General features: G+C 47.2%; 18 protein-coding genes. 9 read left to right on the forward strand and 9 right to left on the reverse strand.

Annotated features, from left to right (window positions below; all coding sequences use genetic code 11):
* The 3 genes from FWE06_04945 (at nucleotide 1) to FWE06_04955 (ending at nucleotide 3,481) form a co-directional block, all read left to right on the forward strand.
* Nucleotides 1–1,305 carry a 2-hydroxyacyl-CoA dehydratase gene (locus FWE06_04945; protein ID MCL2546527.1) on the forward strand — a complete coding sequence of 435 codons (1,305 nt, stop codon included), beginning with the start codon at nucleotides 1–3 and terminating at the stop codon, nucleotides 1,303–1,305.
* Nucleotides 1,298–1,858, forward strand: coding sequence for a GNAT family N-acetyltransferase (locus FWE06_04950; protein ID MCL2546528.1), 561 nt, complete (start codon nucleotides 1,298–1,300; stop codon nucleotides 1,856–1,858). Before FWE06_04945 ends, FWE06_04950 begins: the two co-directional genes overlap by 8 nt.
* A gap of 114 nt (nucleotides 1,859–1,972) precedes the next feature.
* Nucleotides 1,973–3,481: a DUF1538 domain-containing protein gene (locus tag FWE06_04955; GenBank protein ID MCL2546529.1), complete on the forward strand. Its 1,509-nt coding sequence runs from the start codon at nucleotides 1,973–1,975 to the stop codon at nucleotides 3,479–3,481.
* On the opposite strand, the gene FWE06_04960 is transcribed toward FWE06_04955, so the two are convergent.
* Complete coding sequence (locus FWE06_04960) at nucleotides 3,470–4,033, reverse strand: hypothetical protein (protein ID MCL2546530.1); 564 nt, start codon at nucleotides 4,031–4,033, stop codon at nucleotides 3,470–3,472. The two genes, FWE06_04955 and FWE06_04960, sit on opposite strands and share 12 nt — an antisense overlap.
* Before the next feature lie 178 nt (nucleotides 4,034–4,211).
* Between FWE06_04960 and pth the strand changes: the two genes are divergently transcribed.
* Genes pth through mfd form a run of 3 tightly spaced genes read left to right on the forward strand, consistent with a single transcriptional unit; the run spans nucleotide 4,212 to nucleotide 8,964 of the window.
* A complete protein-coding gene (gene pth / locus FWE06_04965) occupies nucleotides 4,212–4,817 on the forward strand; it encodes an aminoacyl-tRNA hydrolase (GenBank protein ID MCL2546531.1) in 606 nt (201 codons plus the stop codon).
* On the forward strand, nucleotides 4,814–5,509 hold the full coding sequence (locus FWE06_04970) for an SDR family oxidoreductase (GenBank protein ID MCL2546532.1): 696 nt from the start codon (nucleotides 4,814–4,816) through the stop codon (nucleotides 5,507–5,509). The genes pth and FWE06_04970 overlap by 4 nt, the downstream gene beginning before the upstream one ends.
* A complete protein-coding gene (gene mfd / locus FWE06_04975) occupies nucleotides 5,506–8,964 on the forward strand; it encodes a transcription-repair coupling factor (GenBank protein ID MCL2546533.1) in 3,459 nt (1,152 codons plus the stop codon). The genes FWE06_04970 and mfd overlap by 4 nt, the downstream gene beginning before the upstream one ends.
* A 294-nt stretch (nucleotides 8,965–9,258) precedes the next feature.
* Here the strand turns inward: mfd and FWE06_04980 are convergent, their stop codons facing one another.
* From FWE06_04980 to FWE06_05015, 8 genes are all read right to left on the reverse strand, one after another.
* Nucleotides 9,259–10,014 carry a helix-turn-helix domain-containing protein gene (locus tag FWE06_04980; protein MCL2546534.1) on the reverse strand — a complete coding sequence of 252 codons (756 nt, stop codon included), beginning with the start codon at nucleotides 10,012–10,014 and terminating at the stop codon, nucleotides 9,259–9,261.
* Between the two features lie 544 nt (nucleotides 10,015–10,558).
* Nucleotides 10,559–11,323 carry a class I SAM-dependent methyltransferase gene (locus FWE06_04985; GenBank protein ID MCL2546535.1) on the reverse strand — a complete coding sequence of 255 codons (765 nt, stop codon included), beginning with the start codon at nucleotides 11,321–11,323 and terminating at the stop codon, nucleotides 10,559–10,561.
* A 146-nt stretch (nucleotides 11,324–11,469) separates the two neighbouring features.
* Complete coding sequence (nagB, locus tag FWE06_04990; GenBank protein MCL2546536.1) at nucleotides 11,470–12,189, reverse strand: glucosamine-6-phosphate deaminase; 720 nt, start codon at nucleotides 12,187–12,189, stop codon at nucleotides 11,470–11,472.
* 74 nt (nucleotides 12,190–12,263) lie between these two features.
* Complete coding sequence (locus FWE06_04995; protein ID MCL2546537.1) at nucleotides 12,264–12,878, reverse strand: hypothetical protein; 615 nt, start codon at nucleotides 12,876–12,878, stop codon at nucleotides 12,264–12,266.
* A gap of 11 nt (nucleotides 12,879–12,889) precedes the next feature.
* Nucleotides 12,890–13,708: a hypothetical protein gene (locus FWE06_05000; protein MCL2546538.1), complete on the reverse strand. Its 819-nt coding sequence runs from the start codon at nucleotides 13,706–13,708 to the stop codon at nucleotides 12,890–12,892.
* 115 nt (nucleotides 13,709–13,823) lie between these two features.
* On the reverse strand, nucleotides 13,824–14,744 hold the full coding sequence (locus FWE06_05005) for a MerR family transcriptional regulator (protein MCL2546539.1): 921 nt from the start codon (nucleotides 14,742–14,744) through the stop codon (nucleotides 13,824–13,826).
* An 80-nt stretch (nucleotides 14,745–14,824) separates the two neighbouring features.
* Nucleotides 14,825–16,243 (reverse strand): proline--tRNA ligase, encoded by a 1,419-nt coding sequence (gene proS / locus FWE06_05010; protein ID MCL2546540.1) that lies wholly within the window; start codon nucleotides 16,241–16,243, stop codon nucleotides 14,825–14,827.
* Between the two features lie 273 nt (nucleotides 16,244–16,516).
* Nucleotides 16,517–16,912: a hypothetical protein gene (locus FWE06_05015; GenBank protein MCL2546541.1), complete on the reverse strand. Its 396-nt coding sequence runs from the start codon at nucleotides 16,910–16,912 to the stop codon at nucleotides 16,517–16,519.
* A 135-nt stretch (nucleotides 16,913–17,047) separates the two neighbouring features.
* Between FWE06_05015 and rsxC the strand changes: the two genes are divergently transcribed.
* Genes rsxC through FWE06_05030 form a run of 3 tightly spaced genes read left to right on the forward strand, consistent with a single transcriptional unit; the run spans nucleotide 17,048 to nucleotide 20,077 of the window.
* Nucleotides 17,048–18,391 carry an electron transport complex subunit RsxC gene (gene rsxC, locus FWE06_05020; GenBank protein MCL2546542.1) on the forward strand — a complete coding sequence of 448 codons (1,344 nt, stop codon included), beginning with the start codon at nucleotides 17,048–17,050 and terminating at the stop codon, nucleotides 18,389–18,391.
* Nucleotides 18,392–18,395: 4 nt separating this feature from the next.
* Nucleotides 18,396–19,421: an RnfABCDGE type electron transport complex subunit D gene (locus FWE06_05025; GenBank protein MCL2546543.1), complete on the forward strand. Its 1,026-nt coding sequence runs from the start codon at nucleotides 18,396–18,398 to the stop codon at nucleotides 19,419–19,421.
* On the forward strand, nucleotides 19,418–20,077 hold the full coding sequence (locus tag FWE06_05030) for a hypothetical protein (protein ID MCL2546544.1): 660 nt from the start codon (nucleotides 19,418–19,420) through the stop codon (nucleotides 20,075–20,077). Before FWE06_05025 ends, FWE06_05030 begins: the two co-directional genes overlap by 4 nt.
* The last annotated feature ends 1 nt before the right edge of the window (nucleotide 20,078 follow it).

Below are 20,078 nucleotides of genomic sequence, written 5' to 3' on the forward strand. Positions count from 1 at the left end.
ATGTCGCATGTTAAACCCCTTGTCGAATTTACGCCGCAGATGAGGGCGACGCATACCATTCTAGTTCCAAGCATGATGCCCATTCACTTTGATCTCATCGCAGGCATACTTGCGCAAAGTGGGTATAAAACAGAAGTGCTTAAAACAAGCTGCCCTGAGATTATTGAGCAGGGCTTGCGCAGTGTACATAATGACACTTGCTATCCGGCGTTGCTGGTCATTGGGCAGTTTATCGACGCGCTGCAAAGCGGGCAGTATGATTTAGACAATGTAGCGTTGATGATTACGCAGACGGGGGGCGGGTGTCGTGCGTCTAACTACATCGCATTGTTGCGCAAGGCGTTGCACAACAATGGGCTGGGACATATTCCGGTCATTTCGCTGAATTTTTCCGGGCTGGATAAACAGAGCGGCTTTTCGCTCAATCGTGAAATGTTGCTCAAAATGTTCTACGGGCTACTTTATGGTGATTTGCTGATGTGGGTGCAAAACCAATGCTTGCCATATGAGCTGAGTAAGGGTAGTTCGCAAGCCGTTGTCGAGCAATGGATTGACAGGTTGCTTGCTATGGATAAAAAACAGTTCTTCCGATTGAAAGAAAACTGTCGTGCCATGTTAAGCGATTTCGCCGCCATCTCGCGCGATACGAGTGTGCTAAAGCCAAAAGTCGGCATTGTGGGCGAAATTTACGTCAAATACGCGCCATTGGGCAATAATGAGCTTGAAAAATTCCTTGTGGAGCAGGGTGCAGAAGTTGTCAACAGCGGCTTGCTCGACTTTTGTCTGTACGGTGTTTATAATGTGATACATGATCGTAAACTTTACGGCGACAGTCTATTGCGAAACATGGGTGCGCGTTTGGTGATGCGCTATGCCATTGGAAAGCAGCGCAAGATGATTGCAGCGATCAAACAGCACAAAGTGTTTCGCCCGTTAGCCGATTTCAGCAAGGTGATTAAAATGAGTCGCGGTTATCTTGACCATGCTGTCAAGATGGGTGAAGGGTGGCTGTTGACCGCTGAGATGGTGGAATTGTTGCATAGTGGTGTGCCGAATATCGTTGCCGCGCAACCGTTTGGTTGCTTGCCAAACCACATTGTAGCGAAAGGCATGGTGCGTAAGATTAAAGAAAAACACCCGCACGCTAATATTGCGGCGATTGATTATGACCCCGGCGCAAGCCGAGTGAATCAGGAGAATCGGCTGAAATTGCTGCTGGCAAATGCTAAGAGAGTGCCAAAAGGGCGGGGAGAGAAGCGTATAGAAAAGAAGCATAAAGAGAGAGAACTGGTGACAAATGGTTGAAAATTACATAGACGCGCTGGAATGCCACGAAATATTAACAACGTCACGCCTTATTTTGCGAAAATTCAAGGAAGAGGATGCCGAAGCCGTTTTGGAATATGGCAGTGACGCTGAAACGGTGAAATATCTCGTCTGGGATGGCGTTCAAACGTTGGAAGAGGCAAAACAGTCTATTTTGGACTATTATTTGTCGCGACCCGGCATTTATGCCATTACGTTGAAAGAAGGCGCAAAATGTATTGGTTGTATTGATTTGCGCATCAACGAGGAACATGAGAAGTCGGGGTTTGGGTATGTGCTGAATCGGCAATATTGGGGCAATGGCTATATGACAGAGGCATTGCAAGCGGTATTGGCGTTGTGTTTTGATAGGCTGGAATTAAACCGCGTAGAAGATGGTCATTATATAGAGAATGGTAGCTCAGGAAGAGTCATGGCAAAGTGTGGCATGACGCGTGAGGGCATGGCAAAGCAACAAGTTAAAATTAAGGGTGTTTTTCGTGATGTAGTGCATTATGGCATTACGCGAGATGAATGGATGTTGAGTACATAAGGGCAGCTGTTGACTGCCCATCTGTACAAGAATGATACAGTATAAGGTTTGTAAATAGGCGCGTAATGCGTGATTTCTACAATAAAATCCACAAATCCAGCCATACTAGGACGTATGAGAATATTACGCGTCCTGAAAGAAACATTTTTGGCGTCACTGCCGCTGCTTGTTGTCATTGGTGTGGTGACGTTGTTTGTTGCACCGCTGCCTAATCCGCAAGATTATTTGCGGTTGCTTGTTGGCTACATTGGCGTGGTAGTTGGGCAATCGTTGTTTCTCGTCGGGCTGCATGAGAGCATTTTGCCGATTGGTGAAAATGTGGGGCGTTCGCTTGTCAAGGTAAAGCGTTTTGCCGTTGTTATCTTTTTCGGGCTATTATTTGGGCTGCTGGCAACAGTCGCCGAGCCTGCCTTGGCAGTGCTTGCGCGGCAGACGCATTTGCTTATCAATGCCGTTAACGAAAAAGCATTGATTTGGCTGGTGGGTGTGGGTGTGGGTGTATTTGTGTCCATAGCGTTGTGGCGCATTGTGCGCAGTGTTAGCATTAAATTTATCTTTGCGGCGTTATATGCGTTGCTTTTTGCTATGATGCTCGTTGTGCCGCAAGAATTTGTCGCGCTGGCGTTTGACGGCAGTGGCGCAACGACGGGAGATATTTCCGTGCCGTTTATCTTGACGCTCGGGCTGGGCGTTTCTGCGACCATGAGCAAACGAAGGAGCAGCGATGATGTATTTGGCATCATCGGTATTGCTTCTATTGGGCCGATTTTGGCGATTTTCGTCTACGGTATGGTGCTGAAGGCTTTGCACGGCGGCATTCCGCCTGTTGACATATATAGCCCCGGTGATGCGGCGGGTGGGCTTTGGCAAATGGTAATTTCAAATATCGGCAATGTGGCATTGGCAATTATTCCGATGTTGCTGGTGTTTCTGTTGTTTCAATTTTGGTTACTCAAATTGCCAAAGACGAAAGTCAAAGGCATTTTGTGCGGTATGATTCCCGTGTTCATAGGGTTGCTCATTTTCTTGGTGGGCATTGACTTTGGCTTTGCTTTCGCAGGGCAGTATATTGGGGAAGTGTTCTTAGCGCCAACGCGACCGGAATGGTTTCAGTGGTTGCTGTTGCCCGTGGCGTTTGTATTGGGCGCATCTATTACACTTGCTGAGCCGGCGGTAACCGTGTTGGGAGAGCAGTTAGAGAACATTACAGGCAGACAAATCAAGCGCATGACAATACGGCTGACCCTGGCGGGCGGCATTGGCGTGGCGGCGGTGCTGGCAGTGGTGAAAATTCTTGAGCAGGTCAATATTTTGGCGTTCTTATTGCCGTTGTATGCCGTTGCGTTGCTGATGATGGCAATCACGCCGAGGCTGTTTATCGGTTTGGCGTTCGACTCGGGTGGTGTGACCGGTGGAGCGTTGAGTTCGGCGTTGCTGACGCCTATGACGCTGGGGATTGCGCAGGCTATCGCCGCGACGTCGGGCGAACACGCGCCATCGGTGCTGACCAATGGATTTGGCGTGATTGCCTTTATTTCAGTGACGCCGTTAATTGCGGTGCAGGGGTTGGGGATTTGGTATAGTGTTAGGCACAAGTCAAATTTGGGTGAATTAGGCAAATAGCTCATCTTTGCTGTTAAGCAGAAAGTGACAAGTGCAACCTAAATAATGAGAGGCTCTCGTCAGTATATCATAAGATTTTGCATAACTATACAGAAACAGGTTTTGGGAAAATGCTTTTGATACAAGGCAATCAATTATTATTGCCTTGTTAAGTATACGAATGTCCACACTTTGGATTTCCAAATGATTTCTATGCACGTCACCAATGGTTTCAAATGGCAATATTCGCTCTTTTGAAATATCAACTTTGTCTGCAATCAATAAAGCTGCACCTACTGCGCTTTCTATTAGTATGCCATTTGAATGATCTTCAATCGCTTGGATAATGATACTCTTTTCCTTCGGCAATAATTGAACAGGGTACTCCATTAAAACTGCAGCTAGTGCGGCACTTTTTTGTGCATGATTCCATCTGCCGACATCTACGACAAACATTGCGTGGTATCTGCCGTGACACGCCTGGTATATACCGGGAGGCAACAGCATTTCATTTATAACATCCAACATTTTATTTATATCGCGGCAGTTGCGATAATGTTGATATGTATTCATAGGCGAATGCCTCCAAAAATATAAATACTACTCAACTATACCCTGTAACTATACCATAGTTATGTACTTTTAACAACCCTTTGCGTTCGTCATAATATCGCTCATGGACAAAATTTTGCTTGCCAACGGAAGGTGAAAGTGATAGAATATAAGATATTCACATAGCAAGGAGCAATATATGCCATTTCGCAAATCGCGCACGTTGGATGATAACAGCGACGTTTATATTATTGCCGGATTGGGTAACCCCGGGAAAAAATACGATGGCACGCGCCACAATATCGGGTTCGATGTTGTGGATGTCTTGGCGCTGAAATTTGGTGAAAAGATTAGAAAATTAAAATTCCAATCACTTTACACGTTGGTCAAGCATGGACAAAATCGCATTTTATTACTTAAACCGCAAACTTATATGAATGAAAGCGGTCGTGCCATTCGTCAGGCGGCAGATTTTTACAAAGTGCCGTCGGAGCGCATTTTGGTGGTGGTTGACGACATTCATTTGTCGACAGGCCGATTGCGCATGCGTGAGGGAGGCAGTGACGGCGGACATAATGGGCTGAAAAGCATTTTATATCAGTTGCAGTCCGACCGTTTTCCGCGCTTGCGGGTTGGCGTGGGCGCGCCCGGAGAGAATGACAGGCTGACTGATTTTGTGTTGGACGGCTTTTCGAAAGAAGAGAGTCGGTTGATAGAGCATGCTGTACAAAACGCAGTAGAAGTCTGTGAGATGTTTGTGTCAAGCGGGTTTGCGGCGGCGGCGAATGCAATAAAGAATTTATGAAGAAAGTATTGATAACAGGTGCATCGCGCGGCATTGGATTGGCGATAGCCGAGGCATTTGCCGCCGAGGAATATATTGTCTACGCCAACTACAGAAGCACGACGGAGAACTTGCAACGATTGCAGGACAAAGGCATTGTGCCTGTCTATGCTGATGTGACAAAGCCGGATGATGTTGCCGCAATGTTTGCCAAAATTGGCAGTGTCGATATTCTGGTCAACAATGCCGGTGTTTCGGAGAGCAAGCCGTTTACCGATATTACCTTGGATGACTGGGGAGCCATGATGTCGGGCAATTTGACGTCAGTGTTTTCATGCACAAAAGCGGCAGTTTCATATATGATTTCGCAAAAAAAAGGTTGCATTATTAATGTTTCGTCCGTATGGGGTGAGGTTGGCGGGTCGTGTGAAGTGCATTATTCGGCGGCGAAGGCCGGTGTGCTTGGTATGACTCGCGCGCTGGCGAAAGAGCTGGGTGTTTCGGGGATTCGTGTCAATGCCATTGCGCCGGGTGTGATTGATACTGATATGCTCGCCGATTTGACGGTGCAGGATTTGGACGAATTGAAACAAGCCACGCCGTTGCAAGCCATTGGGGTAGTTAAACATATTGCGCAGGCGGCGTTATATTTGGCGAAAAACGACTTTGTGACCGGTGAAATTTTGCATGTTGATGGGGGCTTTAGACTTTGATACAGGCATTACTCGATAGATTTCCCGCCTACCGCGAGGTTTGGGCGGCACTTGACGCGCGCGAAAATCCTATTGCAGCCTCGGGGCTGAGCGGCGTACATAAGGCGCATTTGTTGGCGCAAATTTCGGTTGAGCGACCATTACTACTCATCGCGCCGGATGAACAGGAATTGGTACGTTTATGCAATGATATAGCTGCTATTTTGGGCACTAAGCCGACCGTTTTACCGCCGCGAACAACAGCGTATCATAATGTGGATGTTATTAGTCATGAGTGGGAGCATGAACGGCTGAAAGTCTTGCATGGATTACGTTGTGGCAATGTAAAAGTATTGGCAGCCACGCCTGATGCTTTGATGATGGTTACGTTGTCGCCCGAACGGCTGCAAGGGTTGATGTTGCAAACGGGGGGCACATACCGACAAGAGGATTTATTGACGACGTTGATAGTAGAGGGCTATCGGCGTTGTGAGCAGGTTGAGGGCATCGGACAATTTGCAGTGCGGGGCGGGATTGTTGATTTTTTCAGTCCGTCTAGTGCAGCCCCTGTGCGTATAGAATTTTTTGGCAATGAGATTGACAGCATGGCGACTATTGACACGACAACGCAACGTCGTTTGGACAATATCGATGAAGCAGATATGTTGCCCGTTCGCGAGTTGTTGCCACATGAAGATTTCGTGCGACAGCTGGAAATATTGGCAGCAAAGCAAAAAAATGACGCCGTGCGAGAAACGATGCTGCAAGATGCGCAACGATATACGGAAAATGGAATTTTTCCTGCGCTAGATAGATATATTCAATTGCTTTGCCCCGAAAACGCGACGGCATTTGACTATTTGCCGGACAATGCGCTCGTTGTGATTGCTGAAAAAGAGCGTTGTCGTGGGCGGCGTGAAGCCACCATGTGGCGGCAGCAGCAGGACGTAGAAACATTGCTGGAAGCTGGATTGATTGACGCGGCACAAACTGTGCCGTACATTGATGAGGTTGAGTGGGCAGGAAGCTTGCGGCGGCGAGACTTGTTGTATTTGGATGCCTTGCCATCCGATGGTTACGAAGTTAAGCCGCGTGCGAATATCCCTCTGCAAGCTAAGCAGCTGCCGTCTTATGGCGGCAGTTTAGAAACGGCATTGGGTGATATTCGATACTATCAAGAGAGCCTTATGCGGACGTTGGTGTTATGCCCCACGCCGCTGCGTTGTAAGCAGTTGGAAGAGGTGTTGCGCGATAAAGGCATTGCCGCGCAGGTAGAAACAGCAGTCAAGACACTACCTGCGGTCGGTCAAGTATTACTGACGGTTGGTGGGCTCAGCGGCGGGATGGAATATCCTGCGGGACAGCTTGCCGTCATCACTGAAGAGCAGTTGGTGCAGTTATCGTCACGTAAACGTGGCTCAAGCCGCAAGGATTCGCGCCAACGCGTGGCGAGTTACGCTGACCTCACGCCGGGTGATTTGGTTGTACATGACTTGCATGGTATCGGGCGGTTTGTTGGCATTGAGCCAATTGAAGTCGATGGCGTGCGTCGTGATTATATTAAAATTCAGTATGCTGGAACAGACAGCTTGTATGTGCCGGTAACGCAATTGAATATGGTGAGTAAATACATCGGCGCCGGCGCCGGGGGGGGGGATGATGAAAAAGCTTCTAAAATCAAACTCAGTAAGTTAGGGGGGGAGGCATGGCAGCGTGCGAAAAATCGCGCTAAGGAGAGCACAAAAGAACTTGCCGCTGACCTAATCAAGCTATATGCTGAACGTATGCGCAAAAAAGGGTTTGCTTTTGAAGCCGATAGTGAGTGGCAAAAAGAGTTTGAGGAAGCTTTCCCATATGATGAAACGCAAGACCAAATTACTGCCATTGCCGACTGCAAAAATGATATGCAGAGCAGTCTGCCTATGGACAGACTGTTGTGCGGTGACGTAGGATTTGGCAAGACCGAAGTGGCATTGCGTATGGTGATGAAGTGTGTGTTGAGTGGCAGGCAGGCCGCCATTTTAGTGCCGACAACGGTTTTGGCGCAACAGCATTACAATACGGCACGGCAACGATTTGGGCGATATCCGTTACGTGTCGAGATGGTGTCACGTTTCCGCACGGCGGCGCAGAATCGAGAAACATTGAAAAAGTTACGAAATGGTGAGCTTGACTTGGTCATCGGCACACATCGGCTGCTGCAAAAGGATGTGATTTTTCAAAAATTGGGGCTGCTGGTCATTGACGAGGAGCAGCGGTTTGGGGTGTCGCACAAAGAGAAACTCAAAGAAATGGCCAAGCAGGTTGATGTATTGACCTTGACGGCAACGCCTATTCCGCGGACGCTGAATATGGCGTTGTCGGGCGTGCGTGATATGTCAACGCTGGAAGAGCCGCCGCGCAACCGGTATCCGGTGCAAACCTTTGTGTTGGAATATGATGAATTGATTATTGACGATGCCATTCGCCGTGAAATCGGGCGGGGGGGGCAGGTGTATTATCTGCACAATCGTGTCGATACAATTGAGGCGTTGGCGGGGCGATTGCAGCGGCGGCATCCCGACGCCAAAATTGCTGTGGCGCACGGAAAAATGGCGGAGGGAGATTTGTCTGAGATGATGCGTTTGATGACAGAAGGGGAGATTGATTTGCTGGTCTGTACCACCATTATTGAGACGGGGCTGGACATTCCCAACGTCAATACGCTGATTATCGAGGATGCCGATAAGATGGGCTTGGCGCAACTGCATCAAATTCGTGGACGCGTAGGGCGGAGCAATCGCCATGCCAGTGCTTATCTGACCTATCGGCGTGGCAAAATTTTGACCGAAGTGGCAACTAAGCGTCTGACGGCGGTGCGTGAATACGTGGAATTTGGCGCGGGGTTCAAGATTGCTATGCGTGACTTGGAAATTCGCGGTGCGGGCAATATCTTGGGTGCCGAGCAGCACGGGCATATGTTGAGCGTTGGATATGATATGTACTTGAAATTGCTGGAGGAGGCTGTTTTAGAAGAAAAGGGTGAACAAAAGCCGTTGATTGCTGAATGTATAGTTGACTTGCAAGTCAATGCCGGCATCGACGAAAAATACGTGAAATCCGCTGGCGTGCGCATGGATTTATATCGTCGCATTGCGTTGGTACGTGATCGAGAACAGGCGCGTGATTTGCTTGATGAGCTCATTGACCGCTTTGGCGAACCGCCGCGCATGACAATCAATCTTGTGGATATTGCGCTGCTCCGCAACGAAGCGGCCGCGGCGGGGTTTTGTGAGGTCACGCAAAAAGAGGGGCGCATATTGCTATATATCCAAGCGCCGGATTTAGAACGTGTGGCTAAAGTCTGCGGTATGGAAAAATACCGCAGAAAAGTGCTGTTTTCGGTGGGCGATAAGCCGTATTTTGCATTTAAGTACGACGAAAAACTGTCTGTGATTGAGCAATTGCGGGCTTTGATTGGGGATTATGTGACCTAGGAGGAATGGTTCGCCTTTGAACGGCGGGAAGAAGTAATTAGTAAAGTTGAAATCCGATGTTTTAATGAGTGCCGGCGCATTGGACAGCCGCCGTTTGCGAATATATTCCTTGACAGAATGCCCGGTCAAAGCATAGAAGTCACGATATAACTTGGCATGAGAAGTAAATTCTGCAGAAGAAAGCCGTTTCCTTGTGATTGAACCGCTCCCTGTCAAGTAGACAATTAAAATAAAAAAAAACGGATGGAATGTTTATGGCACCCCATCCGTTTTGCAATACTGTTTTGTCTGTTGTTATGTGTCTAATCGTGATAATAATCCATTTAATTCACCAATCAACATTTCCAACATAACTTTTTTGTTATTGCAATAAGCTAATCCTTGTTTGTCAAATATTATCAACAGAGCGGATACAAAGGAATAGACAAATTCTTCCGCTTTTTCAGAAGGCATACGGACTTTCAATGTCTCTGCCTGTACGAACTCCTGAGATCCGTAGATTTTCGGAAGTCTTACAACAATATCCATTGCTTTATCGAAATCATCCAATTGCCTGCAATAAACCCAGCACAAAATGTTTAGAGCGTGATAGCGAATCTGATCATCAACACAATCCTCTAAAATGCGCCGGCAGATATTGATTGCTTCATTGGCTGCTTCAAGAGATATTTTTACACCATTATCCATACACCCGATTGCGGAAGCCAAAAAGGCTTGGAGTTTGTAACTTGACGGATACTGGCTCACAGCTTCCCTGTAAACAGAAACCGCTTCAGCAAAGTTACCGGCACATTGTTCTTTGTTTGCTTTTTCAATATACTCATTGATCTTGTTTTCTTTTTGCTTTTGATTCATACCTACCAACTCGTCGAGAGAAACATTGAAAAAATCTGCAATTGCAGGAAGAATTTCAATATCGGGGTAGCATATTTCGCTTTCCCAACGTGATATTGCCTGCGCCGTTACACCTAAATGCTCGGCTAAACGGTCTTGTGTAACATCTGCTTTTTTTCTTAATGCTTTTATTTTCGCGCCTATTTTAATCGTCATGATAAATCGCTCCTTGTTAAGTATTTCAGGCCTGTGACTTAATTATATCTTTTTTTCATTAAAAAACAATTATCAATCTGTTGTTTTTTTATCAACCGATTGTTTATACGCAAAATAGCGTAAAGAATTAAACCCTCTTTTTTATGAGAGAGCATAATTGTCATATCTAAAATTTACGCTGCTGTTAGCAATAAAGCGCGGTACTCCAACGGAGCATATCCCCCCAACCTCGCTTGAAACCTCCAGTTGTTGTAAAAGTGGATATACTGTTCAATAGCGGCTCTTAAACTATCATAATCATGAAATTTCCGCAGATAATAATGCTCTTGTCTTTTAGGTCAAGAATTGCGCTAAGGTACATTTTATCTCTGTTGCCGTATTTGAACTCCGTTGGAGTTGTCTTGTCAAGGGCTGTTTTTTAGGCATGGAAATACCCCATAGGGTAAAGGCGTGTAAAGCCTTGCCCTATGGGGTTTTGCGTAAATAATATCAATTTTTTACGGCGTAGTTCGGCAGTTAGCCGTTAGCGGCGGAAATGCTTATACTATTCAGAAAACTTCATTGTTTCGATAACTAAGTTAGACGGATATCGTGTACGCACTGCAATTTCGTTTTCGTCAAATTCACAGTCGGGAGGCAGTGGCGAAACAGGGAATAGTTCCTCCATACGCTTGATGTATAATTTATTCTTTGCTAATAAATTTACATAGTCGCTTATTTTCATGCGGTAAGTTGTAAAAACGAAATCATCTTCCACGCGCCACTTCCATTGCATAGGGCCAACATAGCTGTAGTTTGGGTTGGCGTTGTCCTCGGGCCACAACTCAGTTGCGCCAACACACGCCATAACAGGGTGTGTTGCACTAAAAACAAATCGTCCGTTTGGTTTCAATACACGGCTGACTTCCTCGCATACTTTGCCAAAATCCTTTGCATATCCGATTGCATTCATACAAATAACTAAGTCAAATGATGTTGATTCGGCAAATGACAAGTCAACCATATCAGAACAGGTGGTAGTAATATTAACCCCTGCTTTTTTGGCAACTTGTTCCCCTATTTTTAATTGCTCTATTGATATATCGGAACACTTGACCGTTGCGCCTTTCTTTGCTAACACTATTCCGCAATTGCAAGTTCCCGAACCAATTTCAAGAACAGATAAGCCGCTTACATCTCCAATTATATTCAAATCTTTATCGGTGGGATAATCGTAACTTTCAAAATCAATATCATCTAATGATAAATAATCCTCTTGATAAAACCTTGATGCGTGCAAATTCCATGATTCCCTGTTCATATCGTTCATTATCATATCCCCCTGTCCAAAATATAAAAACTACGCGCCAATGGGTGCGTGTGTGCGTAGTGTAGATAATGTATCTACCCACGGCATGAGATACGTTTTGACGTGCCTAATATAAATTCTTTGTGCTCGGGATATTGGAATAATTGCTATGCGCCCAATGCCTCTTTATCCACCACAATGGTGCAATCAGGATGCAACGCCAGTAGCGACGATGGATTATCCGCCGTCAGCTTGCCTGCGCACAACTCTTTCATAATCGGTGCTTTGGATTTGCCGCACGCCAGCAACAGAATCTTTTTCGCGGCCATAATCGAACCCATGCCCATAGTAATGGCCTGTGTCGGTACTTTACTTGCGTCGCCGTTGAAGAAACGGGCGTTGACGTCGATGGTGGCTTGCGCCAAATTGGTCAAGTGCGTTCCTGCGGGCAGTATGGCGGCGGGCTCGTTAAAGCCGATGTGACCGTTGACGCCGATGCCGAGCAGCTGCATATCAATGCCGCCGGCTGCCGTGATTTTGGCATCATAGGCCGCGCATTCGGCAGGCACGTCTTTAGTCATGCCGTCGGGCAGGAAAAAATCCTTAATGTTGACGTGGTCGAACAAGTTTTCGCGCATGAAGTAGTCGTAGCTTTGGTCATTGGACTTGGGTAGCTGATAATACTCATCAAGATTGAAACTGGTGACTTGCGAGAAGTCGAGCATACCGCCTTTGTGCATGGCGACAAGGCGTGCATACAGCCCAACGGGTGTGCCGCCTGTGGCAAGGCCGAGGATGCTGTTGGGCTTGTCCCAAATCTGTTGTGCGAGAATGGCGGCACCAACCGCGCTGGCTTCGTCGTAGCTGTTGACAATGATGGTTTTCATAGTTTATGTCCTCCGTGCAATTTGTGATAACAAAGGTATTATAGCACGGCGCGGGGGTGGGGTCAAGAACGAGATTAGTTGCCGTATTGACTGACGACATAGGGTAAAATCGCCCATGTTACTTGGTCTGCGGTGATTGTGCGGGTATGGATTTCAGGAACCCAGCCAGCAGTGCGAGTATTGCAGTTATTACGGTTTGCGCAGGTTTTGCAGTTCGGTTTGACTTTGTTTGTATCCGATATGCAATTCTCACTGCCACAGCCATTATCATTGCCGCAACCGCCGCAGTTTACTTCTCGCTCACCTTCGCCGCCATACAACTGCTTAATCATCTGCCACGAATATTCCAATCGTTCATCACTAACCGACGACTGCCCTTTGTAGTGTATGCACAAGTCGCAGCGATGCCCGCATTTTCCAACATGAAAATGCGTTGTCGGGAAAGGCTTGCGGTTGGGCTTTTTCCTCACTAAAATTAATGCCTTCACGGTTTCCAATGTATCTAAATCGGCAACGGAAATGCACTGATTGTTAATATGAAAGTCATAGCGATCGTCATAGATGCGAATGGTGCAAATCGTTTCGCCGTTGTCGCAGAACGCCAATTCGTCCACACCGTTGCCGACTTCATCGAGGGCATATTTACCGCGCATAAAGCGCATTGCTTCGGCACTGACTTCTTGTAACATGGATTGCCCTCCTATAACGTCTGACAGACAGGGCATACAAATGTCGACGTACTGCCCGTTTTGATGGAAATAATCTCTGTGCCGCAAATTGGGCAAGGTTGTCCTTCTTTGTAGCCGACGAGAAAATCATCAACAGTAAAGCTGCCGCTTTGTCCAAAGATGTCTTTTTCATAGGAAAATGAACCTTTTTCGCAGGACAGGTTTAGGACACCCAGTATGCTTTGATAGAGCCGCTTGACGTCGTCGTCGCTCATGTCGGATATTTTTTTCTGCGGGTGTAACCGCGCGCCGAATAAAATGTCATGCATATACATATTGCCGATGCCGCCGACATTCTTTTGATTCATGAGAAAAGATTTGACTTGTGTTTTTTTGCCGGCAAGCAGCGACGTGAAATATTCCAGTGTGAATTTTTTGTCAAAGGGGTCGATGGCAATGTCTTTTGTATTGGACTCAACAGCAAGCTCATTGTTCGAGGCAAGCAAAAATTTCCCGAACCACCAAAAGCGGGCGGTGTATCCGCTGCCGTCGGTAAAGAGGACTTTAATCTGATATTTCTCCGGCAAATGACTCTCGTCTTCAAAGTATAGGACGTCTGCGCCCATGCCGAGCGATAGCAAAATATATTCGCCGTTGTTCAGTCTGGTGAGTATCCATTTGCCTTTGTTGTAAACTGTTTCGACTTTTGCACCTTTGGTTCTGTGTTGAAATTCATCGGGCGGGATATTGACGCACTTTTCTTGCAGGAGCGAAATTTCTTTGATGGCTTTTCCTTGCAGCGTGTCATTCATTTGTTGTGCGTATTTCGCAATTTCGGGTAATTCAGCCATGATGATCCTCCTCCATTGTTTCCATGGCGGTTTCCGGGAAAACAAATTGTTTCATGACTTCTACCGGAATGTCTTTGTCAAACATAGTCTGCTTGATTTTTAAGATGTTCATGATTTAAACCTCTTTCATTTTGATAGGAATAAATACATCCTGCTGATATTTACCCGTTTTGTGAGCAATATCCCAAGGCAGGATTTCTTCAATCATTTCGATGCGTGCGATATCAATTTCGTAGTTTTCACTTTTACTGACCCAGCCTTTCAAGAGTATAAACGTATCGTCCATATCCTCGAAAAAAGAGCTGGCGACGGCATATAGCCCACCTGCAAAGCTTTCATCAATATAGGGTGTTTGATTGTCATAGCCTTGCGGAATAGTCCGTATCATAGTCCACTCGCCTAGCTCGCAGCGGTAGAAACAATCTCGCATTCCCGGCGTTGGTGTCAGACCGTACGCGGCAAATAGGTTTTGCATTTTGTCGCCGTCCAAAGTTATCAGCTCGCCTGTTTTCAATCGAGAGATAAGTATGCGTACGGCCGGCAAGCGAATGATGCGGACATCATGCAGGCGCAATGCCTTTCGATTTATATTCGATAACTTTTCAACAGAAATGGTATCAGATTTTTCCTCCGCCGCAATAAGCCGTTTTTCCAGTTCTTCATACAGAAGCGGTACCGCTGAGATTCTCTTGATGCCCTTTGTCACCATTTGATTGAGAAAGTCATTTACCACTTGTCTCAACTCCGACAAGGCAGCAATTTCCCCATCCAAAGAGTCCAGTTTGTCGACAAATGCTTGCGTCAAAACAGCCGTGCTTTCGCTTTGGAAAATTGTGGCGATGTCCTTGATGGGAATTTGCAATTTACGCAATACGACGATTTGCTTCAACCGCTCCAGTGCGGCGGCGTCATAATGTCGTTGGACTTTGTACTCAGGATAATGACTCCATATCAGCCCCTTTTCCTCATAATACCGTAATGTTCGACTGGATAGACCGAAAATTTCGACGACTTCATTGATTCGTATCAAGTCCAAAGCATCACCTCCGCACCTATTATACAAGTTGACCCAGCGTCAATGTCAATAGGAAAATTAAGGGTGAAAGAAGATTTAAATTAATATTGCGTCGCCCAATAAATCCGCGTTGCTGATGGCTTGCTGCAGACGATGCATTTGCCGTCGGCGTCAATCGGCTCAAATGGAATACAACGGCTCTTAACGCCCGCTACTTTTGTCACTTCATCCTCGCAAGTGCGTTCGCCACACCAGTGGGCAAGAAAAAATCCGGATTTGTCGATTTCTTGTAAATTGTTAACGGTGTATGTGCGTGCCGTCAAATTGGCCAGGGCTTTGTTGTACAGGCTTTGCTGTATTTCCTCGAGCATGAGCGGAATTTGCGTCGCGATATCGGCAAGTTTGATCGTCGCCTTTTCGCCGTTGTCGCGCCGTGCCAGCACGCAGTTTCCAACAGCTAAATCGCGTGGGCCGAGTTCTATGCGTAGAGGAATGCCCTTCATTTCATACTCAGCAAACTTCCAGCCCGGCGAGCGGTCGTCCGTGTCGATTTTGGCGCGAACGCCGGCAGTTTGTAGCGTTTTCAATAAATCTTGGCAGGCGTCAAGTACACCCTCTTTTTGCATGGCAATGGGAATAATGACTGCCTGTGTTGGCGCGACACGCGGCGGCAGAACAAGCCCGTTATTGTCGCCGTGTGTCATAATCATACCGCCGATGCTGCGCGTTGTTAAGCCCCACGAGGTTTGGTGCGGATGTTTCAGCGTGTTGTCGCGGTCGCTGAACGTGATGTCAAACGCCTTGCAGAACCCATCGCCGAAATAGTGTGTTGTGCCTGACTGCAAAGCTTGCCCGTCGTGCATCATGCACTCGATGGTATAGGTGTTAACTGCACCGGCAAATTTCTCTTTCTCGGTTTTAATGCCCTTGACAACAGGCATCGCCAGTAAATTCTCGTACATATCTGCATAGACATCAAGCATTTGCAATGTTTCCTGCATGGCCTCGTCGCGCGTGGCATGAATGGTATGTCCTTCTTGCCAAACAAGTTCTCGTCCACGCAACAGCGGTCGTGTGGTTTTTTCCCAGCGCACAACGGTGCACCATTGATTATATAGTTTTGGCAAATCGCGCCAAGACTGTACCATATGCGCCCAGTGCTCACAAAACAGCACCTCCGATGTCGGACGGTAACACATACGCTCAGTGAGTTCCTCGCTGCCACCATGCGTTACCCATGCCACTTCGGGTGCGAAACCAACGACATGGTCTTTTTCTTTTTGTAACAGCGATTCGGGAATCAAGGGCGGAAAGAGGACGTTCTCATGCCCTGTCACCTTAAAGGCGCCGTCCAGTTTGGCGACAATATTTTCCCAAATGGCATAGCAATACGGGCGCATGATAATAAATCCTTTGGCGGAGGTATAGTCGATTAGCTCGGCTTTTTTGACCACATCTGTGTACCATTGGGCGAAATCGACATTCATATCAGTAATTTGCTCGACATTGTGAGTACTCATGGTGTAATGCTCCTAAGTCATTTTTTCATTACTATACCACACCCAAACAAACTTTGCAATCCACATAAAAAACCTCCCGGCAATGACAGGAGGCTTTATCTTACCGCTGTTTTACGTAGGCAAATCAAAAGGAGATGTTGTTTGGTGTTCTGATTCAATGTACGGTGTTTGTTCGTTTTCTGTATCATCAGCAACAGATGTCGTTACTGCTAAGATAACAAAACACAAAATAATGAGTCCGGGCATGACAATTATCTTGAGCGTCTTCTTTCATCAACGCTTTTTCCCGAAGAACATGGTATATATCAGCACGGCAAGCAACGCGTAGAAAATGTCTGTAACACCGCTCGTGCCACTTAGAATACCAACATACTGGCAATACTCGAAAACGATAATGACAGTCATTACGATGAACGCCGATGTTGTTGCTTTTTTGATTTTCAAATTCAGTGCGGCGACAAAGGCAAATGTCCAAAGCATATTAGATAGTCGGTAAATGATGAAAACCCGCAAGAAACGCGGCAGGAAAGCAAGACTAAATGCCGGCGTACGCCATGGCAGATACTGCCCGAAAGGCGGACGTGTTCGCAGCAATGCGTAGATTAAAATGCCAAGAATGATTGGCAGAATAACCTGCAGTAATAAGGTTTTTGATTTTCTTCTTGACATAATGAATATCCACCGATTCTCTTAGTGTTATTGCGCATTATTATACCATGTTCTTTCAAGTTTTGCAAACGATACGTTGACAGATTATTGCAAATCATGTAGAATGGAAAAGAATTAATTAACGGAGGTCATCCCATGCCCTCAACATTCCACGGCGGTGTGCATCCAGAAGACCGCAAGAAAGCCACTAAACATAAACCGGTCGAAACGCTCATGCCACCGCACCGGCTCATTTATCCGCTTGCTATGCATAAGGGTACGCCCTGTGAATCCATTGTTCAAATTGGCGAACAGGTACATATCGGGCAGAAAATCGCCGACAGTCATGCTATGGATGCTACACCCATCCATGCTGGTGTATCGGGCCAGGTCATTGCTATTGAGCCGTATTCTACGCCCAATGGCATTCGCGAGATGTCTATCGTCATTGAGAATGACGGACAAGAAATTATGTGTGAAAAGGTTCGGCCGTACGGTAGCGTTGAGTCGTTGTCGCGAGAGGATCTGTATGCTATTATCCGCGATTCCGGTATTGTCGGTGCCGGTGGCGGCGCATTTCCTACACATACAAAAATCAACGACGCTATTGATGTGGTGGAAATGCTTATCGTTAACGGTTGTGAAAGCGAACCGTATTTGACCGGCGATCACCGTCGCATGCTTGAAGCGCCTGAGGAAATTGTTGGCGGCGTGCGTGTGTTGGCAAAGCTGTTGAATGTAGACAAGGCTATCATTGCTGTCGAGGCAAATAAGCATGATGCTGCTGATGTCGTTAAACGTACGTTGCCGCGTAATGGGCCAATTCAAATTAAAATTGTGCCTCATCGCTTTCCGCAAGGCTCAGAACGACAACTGATCAAAGCTGTCACCGGGCGTGAAATGCCGCCTGGCAAGCTGCCTATGAGTGTCGGCGCGGTAGTTTTTAATGTAGAAACTGTCGCGGCCATTCACCGTGCAGTTACAATGGGCTTGCCTTTTTTTCAACGTGTGGTAACTGTTGCGGGCAATGCCGTGGCAAATGCAAAAAATCTGCGTGTGCGCATCGGTACGCCGTTTGGTGAGCTGTTTGCGGCAACCGGGGGATTTCGCGAAACGCCGCATAAAATTATCATGGGCGGCCCCATGATGGGGGTGGCGCAACACAATTTGCGCGCGCCTGTGACTAAATCAACAGCGGGGTTGTTGGCATTTACAGACAGTTTGGCATTGCCGAAGTCAAGTGGATGTATTCGTTGCGGGCGTTGTGTCCGCAAGTGTCCAATGAGGCTCATGCCGCTGTATTTTTATGCTTTTGAGCAGCGCAATCGCTTGAGTGAACTTGAACGCATGCGCATAGAAGATTGTATTGAGTGTGGCAGCTGTGCTTATATTTGTCCGTCACGGTTGCATCTCGTACAGTCGATTTGTACGGCGAAAGAGAAAATCAACGCCATGCGTGCCAAAGTGTCCAAGTCACCGCTTGGCGAAAGGGAGTTATAAAAGTATGCAAGAAATGCCGTTTTCCGTATCCGCCTCGCCGCATTTGCGTGCTGAGGACAGTACACGCTCCATTATGCTCGACGTCATCATTGCGCTGATGCCGGCACTGATTTATGCTGTCGTCTATGCGTGGAGTTGGCGCGCGGCCATTGTTGTCGGCATCAGTGTGATGAGTTGCGTGCTATTTGAATGGATGTACCGCAAATTGACACGCCAAGAAAATTCTACCGGCGATCTATCGGCTATTGTGTCAGGCATGTTGCTTGCCTACATGTTGCCGGTCGGCGTGCCGTATTGGATACCCGTTGTCGGTGCATTTTTCGCCATTATCGTTGTCAAACAACTCTACGGCGGATTGGGCAAAAACTTTATGAACCCTGCTCTTGCTGCGTATGTATTCTTGCTCCTGTCATTCCCTCGCTTTTTAACGCTGTTCCATGAATCAGACATAGTTGTGCCGTTGTGGCGCGGTGATATGAACGCCGGGCTTGCTGAAACACCGCTGGCGCTGCTGCAACGGTATGGACAGGAAGGGGTTGTATTGCCAACCGAATATGTTACCACATCGCGTTTGCTGTTTGGTCAACATGCCGGGGCCATCGGAGAAGTGTCAGTCATTTTGCTATTGGTCGGACTACTGTACTTGCTGATTCGCCGTGTAGTATCGTTGCGCATTCCGTTGGCGTTTATCGGAACGGTAGCATTGGTGACATTTATCTTCCCGCAAGCCGATGCTGACCGCGTACAGTTCATGCTGAGCCATTTGCTGACAGGCAGCCTCATATTGGGTGCGATTTTTATGGCAACAGACTATTCGACATCGCCGGTCACAGGCGGTGGACAATGGGTTTATGGAATCGGATGCGGATTGTTGACGGTGTTGATTCGCTATTCTGGTGCCATGCCTGAGGGCGTGCCATTTGCTATTTTAATCATGAACGCCTGCGTATGGATTTTCGACAAGTATATGATGCCGCGCCGTTTCGGCGTGAAATGGCTGGCAAGACTCAAAAGGACGTGGTCAGTATGATGATGAAGCTGAAATCTTCCAAAGAAAATTGCAGTGTAATCGGTCAAATTATCGCTGTACTCGCCATCGCGCTGGCCGCGGCGGTAATCATTGCGGGTACGAATGTTGTCACCCGCGACCGTATTGCGGCCAATTCCGCGGCGGCGGAGCGGGCTGAGATGTTCGAAATCTTTCCGCAAGCAGAAGACTTCTCGGTGGTAGCAGATGGCATACATGTTGCCACAATGCGAAACCCATCACTGGATGCGCCGGGGATGTTGGCGTACGACTTATTGGGCTATATTGTCAATGTCACTGCTGAAGGACCGGCCGGCGATATTGAATTACTGGTCGGCGTAGATGGCTACGGCTACATTGAGCGGGCCATTGTACTGTCGTCAAGCGAAGTGCTGATGGGTGCCATGATCACTGATGACCTATTCTTGATGCAGTTTACAAGCCAACGCGACATTGCAAGTGTACAGGCCATCGTCGGTGCCGAGGAATCCTCTCAAGCTGTTATTGATGGGGTTGCTGAAGCGTTGGCACGGTTAAACGAATTTTTCGATTCCAGAGAAGAACAAATCAATATCGACGAGCCCGGTAACGAAGTAGAGAACGATTGGCCCTATGAAGATGAGCGTGAATACCATGAAGAAATAGGGGAGGAGAGCTAAC

Source organism: Oscillospiraceae bacterium, from assembly GCA_009780275.1.
Taxonomy (GTDB): domain Bacteria; phylum Bacillota; class Clostridia; order Oscillospirales; family UBA929; genus WRAI01.